This window comes from Deinococcus terrestris (genome assembly GCF_009377345.1).
Taxonomy (GTDB): domain Bacteria; phylum Deinococcota; class Deinococci; order Deinococcales; family Deinococcaceae; genus Deinococcus; species Deinococcus terrestris.
In genome coordinates this window covers 823,905-844,731 of record NZ_WBSL01000001.1, presented here as the reverse complement: position 1 = coordinate 844,731, position 20,827 = coordinate 823,905, and the positions used below count along the sequence as shown (strand labels likewise).

The window sequence follows — 20,827 nt, the reverse complement described above, 5'->3', positions numbered from 1 at the left end:
GCCCCCAGGCTACGCCGAGGCCCCACCCTCACGCGAAGTTCTGCTCGACCAGCGGCGGGCGGTTTCCCTCGCCGGGCCGGGAGTCTTCCGCGTCCACGGTGGCGGTTTCGTGAATGACGGTCACGGGCGCGGTCGCCGGGAGGCTGTCATCGGCGGCGGGAAGGTGCCGGGCACTGAGTTCGGAGAAGGACTGCATGAGGGCGCGGTACTGGCTCACGAACTGCGCGTACTCGGTGCGGACGGCACTCAGGCGGGCGCTAAGATCGGCGTGGCGCTCGCTGTAGGCGCGGTCCAGATAGGTGGTGCGCTCGGCGTGGGCGCGGTCGCGTTCCAGGGTGAGGTCATGGTGCTGGCGCTCCAGTTCGGCCATGCGGTCGCGGTAGCTGACCTCCAGCTCGGCCACCCGCACCTCGTGCGCCGCTTCCAGCTCGGCGGAGCGGGTTTCGGCGGCCTGCCGCAGGGCGTCGCACTCGGTCTGCGCCTGCGAGAGCATCAGCTCGCACTGCCGCGCGGCGTTCTCGCGCAGGTCGTGCCCGATGCGCTCGGCGGCGACCACCGCCCGGCGAATCTCGTCCTCGGACTGGCGGCGTTCCTCCAGCTCGCGCTCCAGGCTGCCCAGGCGCTCGCGCAGGGCCTGCCGCTCGTGCAGCAGCGCCTCCACGCGGCCCGCGACCCGGTCCAGAAAGCCGCGCACCGCGCCCCGGTCGTACCCGAAGGTCCGGCGGCCGAAGGTTTGGTGGGAGATGTCCAGGGGACTCAGGGTCTCGGGCGAGTGCGGCAGCAGCGCGTCGCTGAGGCGGGGGGCTTCGGTGGGGGTCGGGGTCTGTTCGGTCAGGGGTGAGGTCGTCATAGAAAAAGGCTCCTTCCGACGCGCACCAGGGTCGCGCCCGCGTGAATGGCGAGGTCGTAGTCGCCGCTCATGCCCATGCTGAGTTCCGGAAGGCCGAGGTCGTGCGCCCGCCGCGCCGTGTCGGTAAAGACGCGCCGGGCGGCTTCTGGGTCACCGTCCGGCGCCATCACCATCAGGCCGCGCACCGTGAGGCCGGTGGCCGCGACCTCGGCGTGGACCCGGCGCAGGTCGTCCGGGGCAACGCCGTGTTTCTGCGCCTCCCCATTGTGGACCTGAAGCAGCACGGCGGGGGCGCGGCCCCACTTGCTCGCGGCGTCGGCGAGGGCCTCGGCCTGCCGCGCTTCCTCCAGCGCGTGAATCAGGGTGACCGGGCGCATGTACTTGACCTTGTTGAGTTGCAGTGGCCCGATGAAATGCCACTCCAGGTCAGGGCGCAGGGCCGCCTTGTCGCGCAGCTCCTGGGCGCGGCCCTCGCCCAGCGGGAGGCCGCCGGGTTGCAGGGCCGCGTGGGGCAGCACGGCGCGCTCAATGGCGTCCAGGCCCTGTCCCTTGGTCACGGCCACCAGCCGGACGCTGCCCGGCTCGCGCCCAGCCTCGGCTTCGGCCGCGCGAATGGCGGCCAGCACCGCCGGAACGGTCATGGCCTTTTCCCGGAGGGCCTTAAGCGGCACCTCATGGTCGGCCCCTGGGTGGGTGGGTCACGCCGGGCATTCTGGCCGCTTCCGCCGCCCAGCTCAAGTCCCCGCTTCGGGAGCCGGACGTGGAGGCGCCGTCAAGTCCCCTTCATCCTTCTCAGCCTCGCAGCGGAAAGGGTAGGGCAGCCACCAGCTTCCCCGGCCAGAACGCCCAGCAGCAAAGGCCTGCGCGGCGGTGCCGGGGCACGCTGTGCCAGACTAGGAGACCCATGCGACATTCCCACACGCTCGCCCTGACCCTCGTGCTCGCCGCGCCCGCCGCCGCGCAGCAGGCCGCCACCGTGCAGGACGTGGTCGTTAACGGCACGACCGAACTGCTCGCCAATTACGTCAAGGCCACGCTGAGCATCCAGCCCGGCGCGTCCCTGTCCAGCGTGAACCTGCGTCAGGTCGAGCAGGACGTGCTGGGCACCGGCTACTTCCGCACCGCCGTGGCCGAACTGCGTACCGTGAATGGCCGCGACACGCTGGTCGTCAACGTCGTGCCCAACGCCACCATCGGCAAGATCGAGGCGACTGGGCTGACCTTTCTGCCCGCCGAGGGCTTCAAGCAGAGCATCGCCGAACTGCTGAACGTGGCCCCCGGCGCCACCCTGAACAACGCCCGCCTCGAGCAGGCCAGAGAAGCCTTGGCGCAGAACTACCGCTCCGAAGGCTTTCCCTTCACCCCCAGCATCAGCGCCCAGACGAAGGTAAACACCGACGGCACGGTGGACGTGACCTTCGTGGTCGATGAGACGGCGCCGATCAGCCGGGTGGAGGTCGGGGGCGTGACCCTGCTGCCCGCCGAGCGGGTCACCGCGATCTTCAAGCCGCTGTACGACGCCAAGCGCTTCACACCCCAGGCCTTCTACGGGGCGGTCGAGGCCCTGGGGCGGGCCTACGACGAGGCCGGGTACGTTCAGAGCGGCGTGAACGTCCTGGCAACCACGCTGGAGGGCGGCGTGCTGCGGGTGCAGGTGATTGAGGGCCGCGCCTCGGCGGTCAACTTCGACGGCGTGCAGCCCCCGGCGGGGACGACCCTTCAGACGCGGGTGGGCCAGCCCCTCTCGCTGGAGCGGCTGCGGGCCGACGTGCGGACGCTCTCGAACGTGACCGGGCGTCCGGTGGGCTTCGCCTTGCAGGCCGATCCCCAGAACCCCGCGCAGGTCGCCGTGTTTTTCGGCGCAGCCGACGTGGCGAGCGGGCCGGTGCGCTCCATCGCCTTTACGGGCAACACCCAGGTCCCCACCGCGACCCTGGCGGCCGCGATCAAGACCAAGGTGGGCGACGTGTACTCGCCCCAGCTCGCCCAGCAGGACTTCCTCGCGCTGCGCGACGCCTACCGCCGCGCCGGGTTTGAAATCAGCACCCGTGACGCGGTGACCTTCAACGAAGGCGTGCTGACCTTCAACATCCGTGAAGTGCGCCTCGCGGGGTACGAACTTCAGTGGCAGGGCCAGAAGCGCACCCAGGACCGGGTAATCCTGCGCGAGCTGCCCGCGACGGGCGGGCTCTTCAACCTGAATGATCTGCGGGCGGGCTTGGCACGGGTCAGCCGCCTGGGGTACGTGCAGATCGTGGGCACCGATGTCCGCAGCGATCCCCAGAACCCCGAGAACATCACCTACGTCCTGACCGTGGCCGAGAGCAGCCAGGGCATCCCGGTGGGGCTGGGGCTGCAATACGACACCCTGACGGGCTTCGCGGGCGACGTGACCTACGAGAACCCCAACCTCTTCGGGCTGGGTCAGAACCTGTCGGTCCGGGCAGGGGCGCAGCAAAACGACGCCCGGCAGAACCTGTTCGGTAGCGTCTCCTACACCATTCCGTGGCTGGACCTCGATTTCCTCGACTTCCGCGAGAACCGCACCAGTCTCAGCACCTCGGTGTACAGCAACGTCTCGGGGAACCTGCCTCTCACGGACCGCAGCGGCGACACCACCGTGGATACCGGGCGCGAGTACACCACCCGCAACACCGGCTTCGGCGTCTCGCTGGGCCGCAGCATCACCCAGAACCTGCGGGTGTCGCTGGGGGCCGGGTACAGCTACCGCACCTACTTCCTCGAACCCCTCAAGGACGACGACGAGACGGCCGTCGAGACGCCCCTGACCGACGCGCAGGCGCAGGCCGTGCTGCCCGAGACCAGCCGCACCACCTCGCTGAGCGCCAGCACCGTCTACGACACGCGCGACAACCCCGAATTCCCGTCAAGCGGCGTGCGGGCGACCGGTGAAGTGTCCTACGCCTTTGGGGCCGAGGGCGAGCGTCCGGTGGGCTACACCACCGCCGAGGTTGGGGCCAGCACCTACCTGGGCCTGGGCCGCACCTTGGACAAGGGGCTGGGCATCCAGAGCCGTCAGCAGGCCGTGGCCGTGCGCGTCAACGGCGGCACCCTCCAGGGCAACGCGCCCAGCGGCGCCGGCTTCAGCGTGGGCGGCAGCAGCCCCAACGCCTCGCGCGAACTGCGCGGTCTGGAAAACAACGCCCTGTTCGGCACCAACTACCTGACCGCCAGCGCCGAGTACCGGTACGACTTCAACCTCACCAACTCCTTTACCCAGGGTGTGTACGGGGTGCTGTTCGCCGACGTGGGCGACGCCTGGAACGACGGCGAGAGCTTCGAGGCCAACTACGGCATCGGCGCGGGCGTGCAGCTCAACCTGGGGCTGGGTGGGGCGCGGCTGCCCTCCCTGCGCTTCGACTACGGCTACAGCCCCCAGAACGGCAGCGGCAAGTTCTACTTCCGCCTGGGGAACTTCTTCTAAGCCGCGGGGGCAGCGGGGCAGGGGTGGGTCTCCTTCGGGGACCTGCCCCGCTGCCTTTGCAGCCTCTTCGGCGGCCTGAGCGCTCCCGACCCGCTACGATGCCGCGATGAACCGCTCCCTCCACCCCCTCCCCGAGGCCCGCGCATGGAAGGGCTGATGCTCGCGCGGGTGCTGGGGGACCTCGCCCCGCACCTGCCCGCCCGCACGCTGGGCTGGGCCTTTCCCGACGAGACGACGGCGGCGCTGCTGCTCGACGGCGTGGGGAATCTGGTGCTCAGCTACCGCCCGCCGCAGCCCGTCGTGTTCCTGTCGCGCGAGCGGCTGCGCGGCGAGCCGCACAACGGCTTTCAGCGTTACCTCGCGGCGCGGGTGCGCGGCGACCTGACGGCGGCCGAGCAGCTCAAGCTCGACCGGGTGTTCGCGCTGCATTTCGCGGGGGAGGACGGCTTCGTGCCCCAGCCTCCCACCCGGCTGGTGTTCGAGGTGACCGGGCGCAACGCCAACGTGCTGGTGCTGGAGCCTGGCGAGGGCTTTTCGGGGCGCATCCTGATCGCCGCCCGCGAGATCACCGGGAGCCGCAACCGCTTCCGCACGGTGCGCTCGGGGGGCGAGTACACCCCGCCGCCCCCCTACGACAAGCTCGACCCCCGCACGCTGACGGCCGAGGAGGCCCGCTCGCTCGCCACCCTTCCCATCGGGCGCTGGCGCGAGCGCCTCGACGGGCTGGGGCCGCTGCTGGGCGCCGAACTCGGGCGCCGAGCGGGGCTGCCCCCCGGTGAGGTTCCCGGCGACCGCTGGCCGCAGGTGCTGGCTGCCGTGCAGTCCCTGGTCGCCGATCCCAGCGTCTCCGAGGGCGTGATGCAGGAGGGTGCCCGCGAGGCCGCCCGCGCCGAAAAGGCCGCTGCCCTGCAGAAGGCCCTGCGCGAACCGCTGGACAAGCGGGTGACCCTGTTGGACAACCAGCTCGCGGACGTGTCCCGCGCCGAGGCCGGGCTGGACGCCGCCGCGCAGGACCGCGCCGAGGCCGACCTGCTGATGGCCTACGCCCACACGGTGGAACCCGGTGCGGCCTCCGCCCTGCTGCCTGCCTTCGACGGCAGCGGGGAGGTTCCGGTGGCCCTCGACCCCAGCCTGGGCGCGGTGCAAAACGCCGAGAAGCGGTATGCCCGCGCCCGCCGCCGCGAGGAGGTCTACGAGCGGCTGGCCGAGCGCGAACCGGGTCTGCGGGCCGAGCTGGAGGAAGCCCGCGCCCGCCTCGCGCAGCTCGACACGGCCAGCCTGGAGGAACTGGAGGCCCTCTCGGCCACCCTCCAGCAGGAGCGCCCGGAGAAGAGTCCCTACGGCATGCGCTTCACCACGCCGGGCGGCTTCGAGGTGCTCGTCGGGCGCAACAACAAGGAAAACGCCACGCTGACGCACCGCCTGGGGCGCAGCCTGGACCACTGGTTCCACGCGCAGGGCTACCCCGGCAGCCACGTCCTGGTGCGCTCGGGGGGGCGCGACCTCGACCTCCCCGACATCCTGTACGCGGCGCGGCTGGCGGCGGCTCACTCCAAGGCGCGGGGCAGTTCCAACGTGCCGGTGGACTACACCCGCATCAAGCACGTGTGGCGGCCCAGGGGGGCTCCGGCGGGGCAGGTGCATTACACCGATCAAAAGACGGTGTTCGTGGACGGCACGCTGCCGGAGTAGAAGGCTTCCCCGACATCAAGACCCCCCTCACGTCCCCGGCCGCCTCCACCCCGTACAATGCCGGGCTGTGGAACGCATCATGTTCAGGGCCAAGATTCACCGCGCGACCGTCACGCAGGCGGACCTTGACTACGTCGGGAGCGTGACCATCGATCAGGACCTGCTCGATGCGGCCGACATCCTGCCCAACGAGCGGGTGGATATCTACAACGTCACCAACGGCAACCGCCTGAGCACCTACGCCCTGAGCGGGCCGCGGGGCAGCGGCGTGATCGGCATCAACGGGGCCGCTGCGCACCTCGTGCAGCCCGGCGACCTCGTGATTATCGCGGCCTACGGCAACTTTACCGAGGAAGAGGCCCGGACCCTCGACCCCCGCGTGGTCATCGTGGACGCGCACAACCGTCCGGTGGACTTGCAACCAGCCTGAGTGGGACAGAGGCTGATGGGGGGGGTTGGGGGTATCTCCCCGACCCCCACGCCCACTTTTCGCCCTCTCTCCGGGGTTTCAACAGAACCGGCCCGCTCTTCTTATCTGACGGAAATCTAACAAAACAAATCCGAGTCTAAATACTTGTTCAGATAAGCTTTACACTGCACGCGTGATGGTGCCGCGCTGGATAACGCCACTTGGACTGATGGCGGGAGGGGCCGGAGTGTTCTGGGCCGTATCCGCAGAACAGGTTGGCCTGCTTGCTGGACTCACCGTCGCCCTCTCCGCCCTGACGTGGGGGCTGGGTGGCCTGGTGCGCTGGGTTCCCCTGGTGGGATATGTGATGGCCTTCCTGTTCTCGGCGGCCTGGGGAGAGGGCCTGGGGGTGCCGGGACTGCTGGGCGCCCTGCTGCTGGTGGCCGGGTTGGGCGCCCTGGGGCTGCGCGACAGCGCCCTGGCCGCCGAGGTCGCGGCCCTGCGGCGGGTGACGGCGGCGTTTCAGGAGGGCAGCGGCCGCCTGGTCGAAGCGAACCGCGCCGAGGACATCGTTCGGGCGGGCGTCTCGATGCTGGCGGACCTGGGCCTCGCCCCGAACCTCGCCTACGTGGGCTACGTGCGCGGCACCCCGCAGGTCCTGGGGGCGCGGGGGGCCTTTGTCGAGCAGCTGCACCGCCCGATCTATCAGGTGGGCGACAGCCACAGCGTGCAGGCCGACCATGCCCTCGCGGAAGAGGTGCTCGCCCTGTTACCGTCCGAGGTGCGGGGTCACTATCTGTCGGTTCCGGTGACGGGTGGGGGGCATGACCTGGGTCTGCTGGTGTTCAGCCGCCCCGGCGCTCCCTTCAGCGCCGCCGAACGCGGAATGCTGGAATCGTGCGCCTGCCTGATCGGCTCGCAACTCGGGCAGTGGGAGGCGATCTGCGAACTCCGGGCCGCCAACGACCTCACCCTGCGCTCGCTGGGAGCGGCCCTGGAGCGGCGCGACGACGAGACGGGCGGCCACACCACCCGCGTGGTGGGGGCCAGCGTGCGCCTCGCCCGCTCGCTGGGCTGGGACGAGGAGCGGATCGCGGCCCTGCGGCGCGGCGCCTACCTGCACGACCTGGGCAAGCTGGCGATTCCCGACCGGGTGCTGCACAAGCGCGGTCCCCTGGACACCGAGGAGCGCCGCATCATCGAGTCGCACAGCGTGATCGGGTACAACCTCCTGCAAGACCTGCACTTCCTGCCCGCCGAAACCCTCGACCTCGTGCGGCATCACCACGAGCGCTGGGACGGCAGCGGCTACCCCGCCCGGCTGCGCGGCCACGACATCCCGGAGACGGCCCGCCTCTTTGCCGTCGTCGACGTGTACGACGCCCTCACGAGTGCGCGGCCCTACAAGGCGGCGTGGTCCCGGCCCCAGGCCCTGCAGGAACTCCGCGCCCAGGCCGGACGGCAACTCGACCCGCAGTACGTGGCCGCCTTCGTGGAGATGATCGAGGCCGACCACCACGACGACGTGCGGCTGGTGTCCTGAGCCCCGGCCCCTTAGCCTGGCAGGGCCGCGAGATCTTCCCGCGTCGGCGCGTAGGCGCCGGGCCGCGCACACGCCGCCGCCGCCGCCCGCAGGCCAAGCTGCAAGTGCTCGGTCCAGAGGGCCTCGGGGCGCTGCGTTGCGGACACCAGCAGGCCCGCGCACAAGGCGTCCCCGGCCCCGACCGTGTCCGCGACACGCACGGGCACGGGGGGCAGGTCCACCCGTCCGGCCGCGTGGTAGAGGCTCGCGCAAGCCCCACCGCGCGTGACGACCAGCGGAGCGCGGGGATTCAGGCCCCGCAGGTGCCGCAGGGCATCCGCCTCGCTCTGGCCGGGAAAGAAGAAGGCGAGGTCCTCGTCGCTGAGTTTGAGAAGGTCGGCCTGACGCGTGACCCGCTCGAAGGTCGCCCGGTAGTCCGGGTGGCGGTGGGGGCTGCGGGCATTGGGGTCGAAGCTGACGCGCACGCCCGCCGCTTTTGCCCCTGCCACGAGGTCCAGCAGCGTCCCCGAGAGGGGAGGCCGCGCGAGGCTGATGCCGCCCACATGCAGCCAGCGGGCCGCGCCCAGCCAGCCTTCCGGTAGCCGCGCTGGGTCAAAGTGCAGGTCGGCGCTGTTCTCCCCCAGGAAGCGGTAGGCGGGCGGGTCGAGCTGGTAGACCACCGCCATCAACGTCGGCTGCGGCGCCCGCTGCAAGAAGCGCCCGTCCAGCCCCGCCTCTGCCCCCGCCCGCGCGAGGTCGTCCCCGAAGTTGTCCCTGCCCACCGCCCCCGCGAAGGCCGAGGCCACCCCCAGCCGGGCGCACGCGCGGGCCACGTTCCACCCCGCCCCGCCGGGATGCGCCCGCCACAGGCCCTCCCCGGCAGTCACGAGGTCGGTCAGGGCTTCTCCGGCGCTCACGATGGCGGGCAGAGGCAGAGGGACAGCGGCGCTCATGGGCCACAGGGTAAGGGACCGCCCGGCCACGGTGGGGTTGTTCAACCCTTGTCGAAGGTGCGCCCGGCTGCGGCACCCCCGCCCCACGAGCCGCCACACTGATCCAGTGAGCGTCTCCGCCCCCGCCTTCTCCCACCCCTTCCGGGCATACACCCCGGCCGCCTACACCTTTCCCCTCCCGGAAGGGCACCGCTTTCCGGCCTACAAGTACGCGGGGGTCCGCGACCGCCTGACAGGTCTGCTGCCCGTGCTGGACACTCCCGCCCTGCGCTGGGCCGATGCCGCCCGCATTCACGACCCCGCCTGGCTGCGCCGCTGGCGCCGGGGCGAGGTCACGGCCGCCGAGGAACGGGCCTTCGGGCTGCCCTGGAGTGGCGGGGTGGTCGAGCGTGCCCGCCGCGCCGCCGGGGGAAGTCTGGCCGCGCTTCACGACGCACTCAGGTGCGGCTGGGGCGCGAACCTGGCGGGGGGCACCCACCACGCCTTCCGCGACCGCGCCGAGGGCTTCTGCCTGATCAACGACGCCGCGCTGCTGACCCGCATTGCGCTGGACGAGGGGCTGGCGCGGCGGGTCGCGGTCCTTGACCTCGACGTGCATCAGGGCAACGGGACGGCCGCGCTGCTGGCCGCCGAGTCCCGCGCCCTGACCGTCAGCGTGCACGGCGAGCGCAACTATCCCTTTCGCAAGGAGCGCAGCAGCCTTGACCTCGGCCTGCCAGATGGCGTGACCGACGGCGAGTATCTGGAGGTGCTGCGGGGACAGGTGCTCCCCGCGCTGGAGGCGTTTCGGCCCGACCTGCTGCTGTATCTCGCCGGGGCGGACGTGCTCGCGGGCGACCGCTTCGGCCGCTTTGCGCTGACCCTGGACGGCGTGGGCGCACGCAACCGCGCGGTGCTGACCTGGGCGCGGGAGGCCGGGGTGCCCGTCGTCACCATGATGGCCGGAGGCTACAACCGCGACCACGCCCTGACGGTGGCCGCCCATGCCCGCGTCGTGCTGGACGGACTGGATGTGTTTTCTTCCTGAACGGCTGCCAGGCTGTCTAGACGCCAACTCCTCCTGCGACTGCCGAAGGCGAAAGCTGAGAGTCTTCTGATGGTGTGATATTTCCCAAGGAGCGCACCTTCACAAGGTGGGCCAGGGAGCATTTAACCTTGAACAGACCTTGTACAGTCTCGTCAGGTTCAAGCCCCGGTTGTCCGCCCTCGCGCCCTTAGGAGTCACGCCATGACCCTCAACAGTATCCCGACCCCGTCTGCCCTGCACCTGACCGACTTGCACCGCCGCCCCCTGCGCCGGGGCGAGACGCTGTACTACGCGGGCGACGCAGCCCCTAGCCTGTACCGGCTGGAAAGCGGGCTGCTGCGGGCTGTGCGCCTGACTCCCCAGGGCCGGACCCTGACGGTGCGCCACATCTGGCCCGGCGACGTGTTCGGCGAGGAGACGCTGCACGGCATTGTCCGCGCCCATCAGGTCACGGCGCTGACCGACGCGGCGGTCGTGCCGCTGCACCCGCAGCACCTCGGAGCCGCCGAGCTGTGGGAAGTCACCCGCAGCCTCAGCGCCCAGCTTCAGCGGGTCATGAACGACGGCGTGCACATTCAGAACGGCGAACTGCGCGAGCGCATCGCCCGCTACCTGCTGAACCTCGCGGAATCCAGCCTCGGCGGGCGGCATGGCGACGGCACCCGCTTTGTGCGGGCCACCCACGAGCTGATCGCCGAGGGCACCGGGGCCACCCGCGAGAGCGTGTCCAAGCTGATCGGGGAAATGCGCGACGACGGCCTGCTGACCCCTGCCTACCGCTGCCTGACCCTGACCGACGAGGCCAGCCTGCGGGCGCTGAGCGGGTATCACGGCGACTGAACGCTTCGGGACGGGCCGGGGACAGAGCGGAGGCTGCGGCTTCCGCTCCTTGCTTATGGGCCGGGCCTATCCGCCCGTCGCCGTCCGCCCCTAGAATCCCCCCATGCGGATTCGCCTCGACCCCTGGCCCGTGGATATGGAAGGCGGGCAACTCGGCCTGAAGCGGTTCGAGGGAGAACTCATCGACATCGAAACGCCCCGCTGGGCGGCGGTCGCGCCCCGGCCCATTCCCGCGCGGCTGGGCACCGTGTACGTGGTGGACGGCAAGCGGCGGATGGAATCGCGCGTCTTTATCGAGGACGGCGACGGCGCGGCGGGCATGGGCGGCTTCGGGGCCTACGTGGTGGGCGCGGTGGAGCTGTGCCCGCACGGTACTCGCCCGGCCACGCTGCGAGAGGTGCGGGCGCAGCGGCTCCTCGCGCACGCGCCGGGGCTGCGGGTGGACCCCTGCTTGCTCTCGCCGCGTGACCCGCACACCGGGCGGCTCCAGTACGCGCCCGTCGTGGCCGACAGCGCCGAGCCGCTCGCGCCGCTGCACAAGCTGCAACAGGTCATGCTGGCCGCCGAGCAGGAACTCTCGCACGGCCTGGCCTCGCGTGTCCCCTTTGACGAGGAGGACGACCGCGAGGCGCTGACCGCGCTCACCATTCAGGACGGCACCCTCCGCAGCCAGAACCTGGGGGGCGCGGTCGTGGGCTGTGTCAAGACGATGCAGACCCAGTACCTGCCCCCAGACCGGGCGGGGCTGCTGACCGACCTGAAGCCCGGCGAGCGCACCCCCATCCTGCACATGCGCTACGAGAACAACCGCATCACCCGCTTTATCTGGTACGTGCGGCTGTGCGAGGCCGCCTTTTACCAGCACCCCATGTCCGGCGTGATGAGGCTGGAGATGTACGCGCCGGAGGAGCCTGACTTCCTGCCGCCCATCGTGCGGACGGTGGCGAACGTGAGCGGCCCGCTGCTGTGCCGTCTCGCCAGCCAGCCGTACAAGGACCCCCGCGCCCCGCAAAACCTGATCCCGACCGCCGCGCTGGAGCACGCGATGACCCGCGCGATGGGGAGCGCCGACCTCGTAACTAGGCGCCTGCGGGCGCACATCGCCCGTGAGCTGGGGGTGGCCTCTTGACCCTTGCTGGAGGAATAGCCGGGCAGGGCGAGCGCATCGGCATGGTGCTGGGCACCGAGGACGCCACCCCGGTGTCCTTCTGGTTCGCGGTGACGCCCGGTGCGAGTGTGGGCATGGACGACCTCGTGGCCGTGCGGACGCAGAAGCCCGATGGTTCTCCGGTCCACTTCTACGGGATCGTGGACCACGTGCGGACCCGGCATGAGGGCGTCACCTTCGACAGCGACGTGCAGGACGTGGTGGCGGGCCTCCTGCCCGCCTCGGTGAGCTACGCGGCCCGCGTGCTCGTCACCCGCGTCAGCCCCGAGAACTTCATCCCGCCGCAGCCCGGCGACGAGGTGCGGCACGCGCGGGGCGAGGACCTGCGGCTGGCGCTCAGCGCGGACAAGATGAAGCGCTCCTTTCCCGGCGGCCTCCTTGCGGACGGTCAGGTGCTGCCCCTGAACTATCAGTTCGTCAACGGCGAGCAGGGCGGCCACATCAACATCAGTGGGATTTCCGGCGTGGCGACGAAGACGAGTTACGCCCTCTTCCTGCTGCACGCCATCTTTCGCAGCGGCGTGCTGGACACCCACGGCGAGGGCCACCGCACCCGCGCCCTGATCTTCAACGTGAAGGGCGAGGACCTGCTCTTTCTGGACCAGCCCAACCGCGAGGTGGACCCGGTAGAGCGGGGCGTGCAGGCGGCCAAGGGGCTTGCGACTGGGCGCTACGACCTGCTCGGCCTCCCCGCCACCCCCTTCCGCGACGTGCAGTTCCTCGCGCCCCCGAAGGCCGGGGCGGGCGACGTGATCGTGCCCGACGTGGAGCAGCGCTCGGGCGGCGTGACCCCCTTCGTGTTCAGCCTGCGCGAGTTCTGTCAGCGGCGGATGCTGCCCTACGTCTTTCCCGACGGCAACGCCAGCCTCAACCTCGGCTTCGTGATCGGCAACATCGAGGAAAAACTGGCCCGCCTCGCCGCCGGGGACGACGCGCCGTACCTCACCGTGGAGGACTGGCAGCCCGACACCGAAACGCTGCTCTCGGAGGACGTGCGCTTCGACGACATGGGCAAGACGCGGATTCAGACCTTCGCTCAGCTCATCTCCTACCTGGAATACAAGCTGTTGGAGCAGAACGACGGCGAGGGCGACCCTAAATGGGTGCTGAAGCAGAACCAGGGCACCCTCCGCGCCTTTGTCCGGCGCCTGCGCGGGGTGCAAAAGCATCTCGCGCCGCTGGTGCGCGGCGACCTGACCCCGGCGCGGGCCGCGCAGTACCGCCCCGACCTGCTGAAGGCGGGCGTGCAGACCAGCGTGGTGGACATTCACAAGCTCGGCGCCCACGCGCAGAGCTTCGTGGTGGGCGTGCTCCTGCGCGAGCTGTTCGAGCACAAGGAGCGGTATGGGCGGCAGGACACCGTCTTCGTCGTGCTCGACGAGTTGAACAAGTACGCCCCGCGTGAGGGCGACAGCCCCATCAAGGACGTGCTGCTCGACATCGCGGAGCGTGGCCGCAGCCTCGGCATCATCCTGATCGGGGCGCAGCAGACGGCCTCGGAGGTTGAGCGGCGCATCGTGTCCAACGCGGCGATCCGGGTGGTGGGCCGCCTCGACCTCGCGGAAGCCGAGCGGCCCGAGTACCGCTTCCTGCCGCAGAGCTTTCGCGCCCGCGCGGGCATCCTGCAACCCGGCACCATGCTGGTGTCGCAACCCGACGTGCCCAACCCCGTCCTCGTGAACTACCCCTTCCCGGCCTGGGCCACCCGCCGCGACGAGGTCGCCGAGGAGGTCGGGCAGGCGACGGAGGACGCGGGCAACGACTGGCTGGGCCTTTAAGGAGAGAGCGTATGAGCGACGACAAGAAGAAGTCCAGCGACGAGAAGACCATGACCCGCCACGGCGAGTGGACGCCCGAAACCTCCGAGGCGGCGGCCCGCGAGGTCGAGCGGCTGGCGAATGAGAATCCCTTTGACACCGAGGCGGCGACCGAGAGCACCGACAAGACGCACCTCAACCCGCCGAGGGAGAATGTGGAGGAGCGGCACTAGCTCTTGGGCGAAAGGCGCAGAAGGCGGAAAGCGGAAGGCTAAGGGGGAGGAGCTTTTGCCTTTTCCCGCTCTGTTTCAGACTGACGGCATGACGCTTGGACTCCGCCGGGGCACCGTTGAACTTCGCCCCTCGTCGGCCGAGTATCCAGCCCTGTTCGCCCAGGAGCGCGGCCGGGTGGCGCGGGCGCTGGGGCCTCTGGCCGTGGCGATTAAGCACGTGGGGAGCACGAGTGTTCCGGGCCTCGCCGCCAAGCCCATCCTTGACCTCGCTGTGGGAGTGGAGGACGCCGCGCGAATGGACGCCTGTATCCGTCCACTGGAGCAGATCGGCTACGTGTCGTTCGGGGACCGGGAAGGCTGGGGCGAATATTTCTTCGCCAGGGGACCCGACGAGGCGCGGACACACTACCTGCACCTGATGCCGGTGGGCGAGCGGCGGTGGCGAGACTACCTCCTATTCCGAGACGTGCTGCGCTCCCGGCCCGACCTCCGGGACGAATACCAGTCCCTCAAAACGGCGCTGGCGCGGCAGCATGGGGCCGCCCGCGCCGAGTACACCGCCCGCAAGGGGGCTTTTGTGGAGCGGATTCTCGCGGAGTTCCGTTCGTCGGACGGGGTGAGCTGACCTTCAGCCCCTTAGCCCGGCGTTACCACATGCGGCGCGAACGTCGCCCGGTTGTCCGTCACGCGGCCCCGGCCCTCGCGGATGCCCAGCCCGCACACCTCGTCCCCGGCGACCCAGACACCCAGGACCGGGTAACGGGGACCGTCGCCCGCCGCGAAGGTGGGCAGTTCCGTATACGCCTGCTCCACCAGCGGCAGGTCGCCGTACGCCCCTGCCGTGGCCGCCTCGCCGGGAAGCTGCACGTTCTGCCCCTCGCGCGAGTACAGCGGCTTGCGAACGACATTGGAGCCCAGTCGCCCCGGTGTCAGCGAGGCGGGCAGCACCAGCCCGGAGTCCGGGTAGCGCTCGTGCAGCAGCGCGAGCAGGCCCTTGCTGGACGTGACGGCCTTCCACAGCGGCTCGACAAAGCGGGTCTGGGTGGTCGCCAGGAAGGAGCTGTCCCGCGATTCCCAGGCGTACTCGAAGGGCCACAGCCACATCAGGTTGCGGATGGGCAGGGTCCAGGTGTCCAGCAGGAACGCCTCCTGCGGGCTGGTCCCCACCTCGTCCGCCGCCAGGAAGGAGCCGCTGACGCCCGCCGCCCCCGCGAGGTCGCGCAGGTAGGTCACGGTGGCGATGTCCTCGACCTCGCGGGCCGAGCTGAAGTGCGCCTGGGTCACGCCCCGCTCGCGCACGAGGTAGGCCCACTGCTCGCCCAGCCCCTCGTGGATGGTGTTCCACTGGCCCGTCCCGGCGGGCAGCTCGCCGCGCTCCAGGCGGTCTTCCAGCCACTGCCACTGGCACACCGCCGCTTCCACCAGACTGGTCGGCGTCTGCGCGTTGACCTCCAGCAGTCGGGCGTGTCCGCGCCCGTCATAGGCGAGGTCCAAGCGCATGTAGAGCGTCGGGTCGTCCCGGTCCCACGACTCGCGCACGGCCGGGTGCAGAAAGGCGGGGATGCCGAGTTCGCCCAACCGCCCGCCCTCGATAGCGGCACCCGTCGTCTCCAGCACCATAGTCGTGAGGTCCTGCGTGTCGCGTTTCAGGGCCTCGATCTCGCCCGGCGTGAAGGCGTAGTAGCCTTCCTCGCCCCAGTAGGGGACCGGGTGCTCGGGGGTGGGGGCGTACCAAGTCATGCCGACCTCTTGCAGCCGGGCTTCCCAGTTGGGGCGGGGGAGAAGGGTGCGGCGCTGCATTAGCCGCCGTAGCTCGCGCTGCCGGAGCTGCTCGCGCGGCCCGTGCTCGTGAACCCGCCCCGGCTGACGCCCGGCGCCTTGAAGGAGGTCGTCTTGCCCGAGCGGGTGTCGTAGGTCAGGCCGCTGGGAGCCACGCTGCCCGAGGCCGTGTAACCCACGTAGCGGGTCAGGCCCGACCGGAGCAGGATGTACGGCCCGAAAAAGCCGCCGCTGGTCTTCTGGCAGGGGTTTTGCAACCCGCGCTGAATCGCGTCCCGGTTAGCAAGGCGGCACTGCTCGTAAGAGGTGTACTTCGTCCGCTTGTAGCGGTCGAGATCCAGATCGTCGTCGCCGCAGGCCGCGAGGACGGCAGGCAGCGCCGCGAGCAGGGGGAGGTGAAAGGCTTTGCGCATATACCTCTTGATACGGGAGAAGCGGGGCGGGGGTTGCGGCGGGGCTTCCACTTATCGGGGGAACTCGGTGACGGCTGTGATGTCCTGCATCCAGCGCAGGGCAATCCTGAGGAGGACAGCGCCCAGCAGATGGGAGAGGACGATGTTCCTCACCGCCCAGAGGGTCATTTGCGACGAGAAGCCGAGTGACCGGAAGGCGGCCTAACTGGACAGGAGTGTTGGCGCCGTACTGCTCAGGCCGACGAGGACGAAGACCCGCCCTCCTGGGTCCGGCCTCCCCCGCCAGATGCCGAACGCCATCGCCAGCGTCGCCGCCAGCAGCACCAGCAGGGGGCCGCTGAGGTTGACGTTGTCCATGCCGCAGTCAACCACGGACGGCGCAGCGTCTTGGCCGCAACTTCGTCCGCTGTCTGCCGCCAACGCTCCGGCCTCCCCATCCGGCGATAGAAAGCCCAGAAGCGCTGGAAGCCTCCTTGCGGGAAGCGGGGACGGAAGGCTATAGCCTCGTCGGGGCGTTCGAGGACGGGCGGCAGGAAGCTGTCGCCGTTGCGGGCTACCGGACCTTCACGATGCTGGCCGTTGGCCGGGCGCTGCCCGTGGATGACCTCCTGACGCTGGCCGACACTCGTGGTCGGGGGCCTGCGTGGGCGCGGCTGACCTGCCCCGCTGGACACCCCTACCGGGCTGCTCACCCGCAGCCCCTACACTGAGCGGCAGACAAGGAGGGTTCATGACCACAAGCACGCACAACAGGAGCAAGTGGCTCGACGTCGAACTGCGGCTCGACTCGGGCGTCTACAACAAGCACGAGGTCGTGATGGTGCGCGGCCAGGGCGCGACCGTCTGGGACGATCAGGGCCGGGCCTACATCGACTGCGTGGCCGGGTACGGCGTGGCGAACATCGGCCACAGCCACCCCGACGTGGTGCGGGCCGTGCAGGAGCAGGCCGGCAAGCTGATGGTAATGCCCCAGACGCTCCCCAACGATAAGCGGGCCGAGTTCCTGGGTGAACTCGTGGGCGTGCTGCCCGTCGGGCTGGAGCGCGTCTTCCTGTGCAACTCGGGCACTGAGGCGATGGAGGCGGCCAAGAAGTTCGCCATCACCGCGACCGGCCGTCAGCGTTTCGTGTCCATGCGCCGGGGCTTTTCGGGGCGCTCGCTGGGCGCCCTCGCCCTGACCTGGGAGCCGAAGTACCGCGAGCCCTTCGGGGATGCGGTGGACAACAAGAATGTGGACTTCGTGACCTACGGCAACGTGGAGGAACTGCGGGCGGCCGTCACCGACCAGACCGCTGCCGTCATCCTGGAACCCGTGCAGGGCGAGGGCGGCGTCCATCCCGCCACCCCCGAATTCATCCGCGCCGCCCGCGAGATCACCCGCGAGAAGGGAGCGCTCCTCATCCTTGACGAGATCCAGACGGGCTTTTGCCGCACGGGCAAGATGTTCGCCTCCGAGCACTACGGCGTGACGCCCGACGGCATGACCCTCGCCAAGGCGATGGCGGGCGGCGTTCCCATCGGGGCCTTTGCCATGACCGCCGAGGTCGCCGACCGGATGCCCAAGGGCGGGCACGGCACCACCTTCGGCGGCAATCCCCTCAGCATGGCCGCCGGGGTCGCTGCGATTCGCGCGATGAAAAACGAGGGCATGGCGGAGCAGGCCCGCGAGAAGGGCACGTACCTCATGGAGCGGCTGCGGGCCATTCGCTCGCCCCGCATCAAGGAGGTGCGCGGCCTGGGGCTGATGATCGGCGTGGAACTGCACGAACCCAGCGCCCCTTACATCACCGCTCTGGAGCACGAGGAAGGGGTGCTGACCCTGGCCGCCACGCCGATGGTCGTGCGCTTCCTGCCCCCGATCACGATCACCCGCGAGCAGATTGACGCGGTGGTCGCCGCCTTTGAGCGCGTGCTCGCCGCTGGCCCCGACCGCGAGCCGGAGGCGATGGTGCGCGAGGACAAGCAGACGGAGTAACCTTCGCTGCAACGAAGAAGCCGGAGCCTCGTGCCCCGGCTTCTTGCTTTTGCTCCATTATTCCAGCGTCTCGCGCAGGCGGGCCACATTCAGCTCCCGCGCCGGAGCGTCCAGCGCCACCTCGCCGCCGCGCAGGGCGACGACCCGCTGCCCCAGCGCCAGGGCCTCGTCGAGGTTGTGGGTGACGAAGACCACCGTGATCTTGCGCGACCACCAGATGCCCAGCAGTTCATCCGCCAGCACGGTGCGGGTGCGGTCGTCGAGGGCGCTGAAGGGCTCGTCCAGCAGCAGCAGCCGGGGTTGCAGCGCCAGGGCGCGGGCCAGGCTGACCCGCTGCCGCTGCCCTCCCGACAGCTCGTGGACCCGCCGCCCGCCGTAGCCCTCCAGCCCCACGAGGCGCAGGGCGTCGCCCACGCGGGCGTCCCGCTCGGCGCGGGGCATCCGGCGCTGCTCCAGCCCGAAGGAGACATTTCCGGCGACCGTGCGCCAGGGAAAGAGGGCCGCTTCCTGCTGCACCAGCGTCAGGCGCGGGTCGGGGCCGGTCACGGGCAGGTCGCCCAGCAGGATGGTTCCCTGCTGCGGCCGCAGGAAGCCCGCCAGCAGCGAGAGCAGCGTGCTCTTGCCGCTGCCCGACGGCCCCACCACGCACAGGAACTCGCCCGCCCGGACCTCCAGGCTCAGCGGCCCCAGGCCCGCCGGGGCGGTCGCGGCGCGGGTGCGGCCGTAGCGGTAGGCCACCCCGTCCAGCAGCAGCGGTAAGCCCTGCGGGGCGGTGGTGGGGGCAGCCGGGGCACTCATGCTGGCGGTCATTGTGTCACCTCCAGCCCGTAGTCGCGCCGGACCCGGCCCTCCACCGCCCGCAGCAGCGCGTCGAACACGCCGCCGATGATCCCGATGATAATGATGCTCGCCAGCACCAGCGCCACGTTCGCCGTGGCTCGCCCGACCTCCAGTTGCTCCCCGATGGAGGCCACTCCGCTGATCAGCAGCTCGGCGCCCACCAGCGCCCGCCACGCGAAACTCCAGGCGGTCCGCAGCCCGGTCAGCACGTTGGGCAGCGCGGCGGGCAGCAGCACGCCGGTCGTCATGGACAGGCCCCGCGCCCCCAGCGTCCGCCCCGCGATCCGCAGCGCCGGGGGCACGTTCAGCAGCGCTCCCGACACCGCCAGCGCGACCGGAATGAACCCTTCCAGAATCACCACGAACAGCACCGCCCGCTCGTTCAGGCCGAAAAAGAGAATGGCAAAGGGAACAAAGGCGATGGAGGGCACGCTCTGGATGCCCGTCAGGTACGCCCCCAGCGTGGCCCGCAGCGGCAACCATGCGCCCATGAGGAGGCCGACGAGGGCGCCCAGCACGACCGCGATGCCGTACCCGGTGAGTACCCGCCGCAGGCTGCCGCCGATGGCCGAGAGCAGCTTGCCGTCCTGCGGCCCGGTGCCCCACAGCCCATAGCTGATCTCGGTCCAGACCTGGGACGGGCTGGGAAAGACGTAGGGCGGGTAGAGCTTCAGCCCGTCGGTGACGAGCCACCACACGCCCAGAATCAGGGCCAGCCCGATCAGTTGCCACGACAGCACCCGCCAGCGCGGGAGGCGGGTGCGGACGGGGGCGGGGTCGGTCCTCGGCGCTGGAGCACTCATCGTTTGAATCCCAGGTTGACGAAGCTCCGCAGGTCGGGGACGTTGCGGGCGTATCCGGCCTCCACGTTCAGGGCGGCGTATTCGGTCAGCGCCTTAAGGTCCAGCGCGGTCGTGAAGCGGGTTCGGGTCATGGCGCGTTGCAGCGCCCGCACGTCCACCTTCTGCCCGGTCAACCTGTCCAGTTGCGCGTTGATCAGCGTGCGGGCCGCCGCCGGGCTGCGGCCCAGGTACGCCACCGCGTCCGCGTGCGCCTTCAGGAAATTCGCCACCAGCGTGGGATTGGCCTGCGCGAAACGGGTATTCACGATCAGGAGGGTCGTGGGGTAGCGCCCGCCGCGCCACACGGTCTTTTCATTGCCGATCATGCGGTGCCCCTGCGCTTGCAGCAGCGCTCCCCACGGCTCGGGCACCAGCGTCGCGTCCACCCGCTTGCCCGCGAAGGCGGCGGCGATGTCGGCGGGGGCCACCGGCGTCACGACCACGTTGCCGCCGTCAGTCTGGAGCTTCAGCCCTTCTTCTTTCAGAATGTGGCGCAGGCTGATGTCCTGGGTATTGCCCAGGCTGGGCACTGCCACCCGCTTCCCGGCGAGGTCCGCGTAGCTGCGAATGGCGCTGTCGCCCCGGGCGATCAGCACCGCGCCCGCCTCGCTCGCCCCGGCGATAATCTGGAGGGGCATCCCGCGCGTGGCCGCGTTGATCGCCGGACCGGGGCCGATATAGGCGAGGTCAATCTGCCCCGCCGCGAACGCCTCGGTCAGCGTGGTGCCCGAGACGAAGGAGCGAGCGTCCAGCTTGACCTTGCTACCGAGCGCCTTCTGAAAGGTGCCGCGCTCCAGCCCGCTCAAGGCGGGCGCGTGGGTGAGGTTGGGAAAGTAGCCCAGCCGCACGGTGGTCGCGCCCTGAGCGGAGACGCCCCCCAGACAGAGGGCCAGGGCCAGCGCAGAAACTCTTCGGATATGGGTTCGGGTCATTCGTCCCTCCTGGGTAGGCCCAGTGAACAGGGCGGGCGTGAGAGAGAGTGTCATGCGGCGCACGGTTGGCTTTCAAGCCGCTCGTGGACGTCGCGTAGTTGAGGAAAAGGCCGTCACAGCGCAGGCTTTTCGGAGGTGACCCCCGCGCGG

Annotated in this window: 21 protein-coding genes; 12 read left to right on the top strand and 9 right to left on the bottom strand. The window is 70.2% G+C overall.

The genetic code is table 11. The annotated features are described in order from the left end of the window. Positions 1-28 precede the first annotated feature (28 nt). Together F8S09_RS04170 and F8S09_RS04165 are read right to left on the bottom strand one after the other, a co-directional pair. On the bottom strand, positions 29-850 hold the full coding sequence (locus F8S09_RS04170; RefSeq protein ID WP_152869155.1) for a DivIVA domain-containing protein: 822 nt from the start codon (positions 848-850) through the stop codon (positions 29-31). After that, positions 847-1,491: a YggS family pyridoxal phosphate enzyme gene (locus tag F8S09_RS04165; protein WP_152869153.1), complete on the bottom strand. Its 645-nt coding sequence runs from the start codon at positions 1,489-1,491 to the stop codon at positions 847-849. The genes F8S09_RS04170 and F8S09_RS04165 overlap by 4 nt, the downstream gene beginning before the upstream one ends. Before the next feature lie 263 nt (positions 1,492-1,754). Here F8S09_RS04165 and F8S09_RS04160 point away from each other — a divergent pair, with 263 nt between their 5' ends. The 4 genes from F8S09_RS04160 (at position 1,755) to F8S09_RS04145 (ending at position 7,939) form a co-directional block, all read left to right on the top strand. Continuing rightward, on the top strand, positions 1,755-4,295 hold the full coding sequence (locus F8S09_RS04160; RefSeq protein WP_152869151.1) for a BamA/OMP85 family outer membrane protein: 2,541 nt from the start codon (positions 1,755-1,757) through the stop codon (positions 4,293-4,295). Positions 4,296-4,439: 144 nt separating this feature from the next. Further along, complete coding sequence (locus tag F8S09_RS04155) at positions 4,440-5,987, top strand: Rqc2 family fibronectin-binding protein (protein WP_152869149.1); 1,548 nt, start codon at positions 4,440-4,442, stop codon at positions 5,985-5,987. Positions 5,988-6,054: 67 nt separating this feature from the next. After that, on the top strand, positions 6,055-6,417 hold the full coding sequence (gene panD, locus F8S09_RS04150) for an aspartate 1-decarboxylase (protein WP_322618516.1): 363 nt from the start codon (positions 6,055-6,057) through the stop codon (positions 6,415-6,417). Between the two features lie 175 nt (positions 6,418-6,592). Further along, a complete protein-coding gene (locus F8S09_RS04145) occupies positions 6,593-7,939 on the top strand; it encodes an HD-GYP domain-containing protein (protein ID WP_227978511.1) in 1,347 nt (448 codons plus the stop codon). Between the two features lie 11 nt (positions 7,940-7,950). Here F8S09_RS04145 and F8S09_RS04140 read toward each other — a convergent pair whose 3' ends face one another. Continuing rightward, positions 7,951-8,871, bottom strand: a complete 921-nt coding sequence (locus F8S09_RS04140) for a carbohydrate kinase family protein (protein WP_152869147.1) — start codon at positions 8,869-8,871, stop codon at positions 7,951-7,953. A gap of 106 nt (positions 8,872-8,977) precedes the next feature. Here F8S09_RS04140 and F8S09_RS04135 point away from each other — a divergent pair, with 106 nt between their 5' ends. The 6 genes from F8S09_RS04135 (at position 8,978) to F8S09_RS04110 (ending at position 14,521) form a co-directional block, all read left to right on the top strand. Further along, positions 8,978-9,898, top strand: coding sequence for a histone deacetylase family protein (locus tag F8S09_RS04135; protein ID WP_322618515.1), 921 nt, complete (start codon positions 8,978-8,980; stop codon positions 9,896-9,898). 201 nt (positions 9,899-10,099) lie between these two features. Next, a complete protein-coding gene (locus F8S09_RS04130; RefSeq protein WP_152869143.1) occupies positions 10,100-10,738 on the top strand; it encodes a Crp/Fnr family transcriptional regulator in 639 nt (212 codons plus the stop codon). Between the two features lie 103 nt (positions 10,739-10,841). Beyond that, on the top strand, positions 10,842-11,867 hold the full coding sequence (locus F8S09_RS04125) for a DNA double-strand break repair nuclease NurA (protein WP_194165206.1): 1,026 nt from the start codon (positions 10,842-10,844) through the stop codon (positions 11,865-11,867). Between the two features lie 41 nt (positions 11,868-11,908). Further along, positions 11,909-13,684 (top strand): ATP-binding protein, encoded by a 1,776-nt coding sequence (locus F8S09_RS04120; protein ID WP_152870088.1) that lies wholly within the window; start codon positions 11,909-11,911, stop codon positions 13,682-13,684. Positions 13,685-13,695: 11 nt separating this feature from the next. After that, a complete protein-coding gene (locus tag F8S09_RS04115; RefSeq protein WP_152869141.1) occupies positions 13,696-13,896 on the top strand; it encodes a hypothetical protein in 201 nt (66 codons plus the stop codon). An 88-nt stretch (positions 13,897-13,984) separates the two neighbouring features. After that, positions 13,985-14,521: a GrpB family protein gene (locus F8S09_RS04110; protein WP_194165205.1), complete on the top strand. Its 537-nt coding sequence runs from the start codon at positions 13,985-13,987 to the stop codon at positions 14,519-14,521. Between the two features lie 11 nt (positions 14,522-14,532). Here F8S09_RS04110 and F8S09_RS04105 read toward each other — a convergent pair whose 3' ends face one another. From F8S09_RS04105 to F8S09_RS17590, 3 genes are all read right to left on the bottom strand, one after another. Next, positions 14,533-15,696: a glutathionylspermidine synthase family protein gene (locus F8S09_RS04105; protein ID WP_152869137.1), complete on the bottom strand. Its 1,164-nt coding sequence runs from the start codon at positions 15,694-15,696 to the stop codon at positions 14,533-14,535. Then, a complete protein-coding gene (locus tag F8S09_RS04100; protein WP_152869135.1) occupies positions 15,696-16,088 on the bottom strand; it encodes a hypothetical protein in 393 nt (130 codons plus the stop codon). Before F8S09_RS04100 ends, F8S09_RS04105 begins: the two co-directional genes overlap by 1 nt. A gap of 201 nt (positions 16,089-16,289) precedes the next feature. Beyond that, a complete protein-coding gene (locus tag F8S09_RS17590) occupies positions 16,290-16,445 on the bottom strand; it encodes a hypothetical protein (RefSeq protein WP_194165204.1) in 156 nt (51 codons plus the stop codon). A gap of 116 nt (positions 16,446-16,561) precedes the next feature. On the opposite strand from F8S09_RS17590, the gene F8S09_RS04095 reads away from it, so the two are divergent. After that, a complete protein-coding gene (locus tag F8S09_RS04095) occupies positions 16,562-16,798 on the top strand; it encodes a hypothetical protein (RefSeq protein WP_152869133.1) in 237 nt (78 codons plus the stop codon). A 20-nt stretch (positions 16,799-16,818) separates the two neighbouring features. Beyond that, positions 16,819-18,063, top strand: coding sequence for an aspartate aminotransferase family protein (locus tag F8S09_RS04090; RefSeq protein WP_152869131.1), 1,245 nt, complete (start codon positions 16,819-16,821; stop codon positions 18,061-18,063). Between the two features lie 57 nt (positions 18,064-18,120). Here F8S09_RS04090 and F8S09_RS04085 read toward each other — a convergent pair whose 3' ends face one another. The 3 genes from F8S09_RS04085 to F8S09_RS04075 are packed head-to-tail and all read right to left on the bottom strand — an operon-like array spanning position 18,121 to position 20,677. Next, positions 18,121-18,873, bottom strand: coding sequence for an ABC transporter ATP-binding protein (locus F8S09_RS04085; RefSeq protein WP_194165203.1), 753 nt, complete (start codon positions 18,871-18,873; stop codon positions 18,121-18,123). Next, positions 18,870-19,706, bottom strand: a complete 837-nt coding sequence (locus F8S09_RS04080) for an ABC transporter permease (RefSeq protein ID WP_152869128.1) — start codon at positions 19,704-19,706, stop codon at positions 18,870-18,872. The genes F8S09_RS04085 and F8S09_RS04080 overlap by 4 nt, the downstream gene beginning before the upstream one ends. Continuing rightward, positions 19,703-20,677, bottom strand: coding sequence for an ABC transporter substrate-binding protein (locus tag F8S09_RS04075; RefSeq protein ID WP_152869126.1), 975 nt, complete (start codon positions 20,675-20,677; stop codon positions 19,703-19,705). Before F8S09_RS04075 ends, F8S09_RS04080 begins: the two co-directional genes overlap by 4 nt. Positions 20,678-20,827 lie beyond the last annotated feature (150 nt).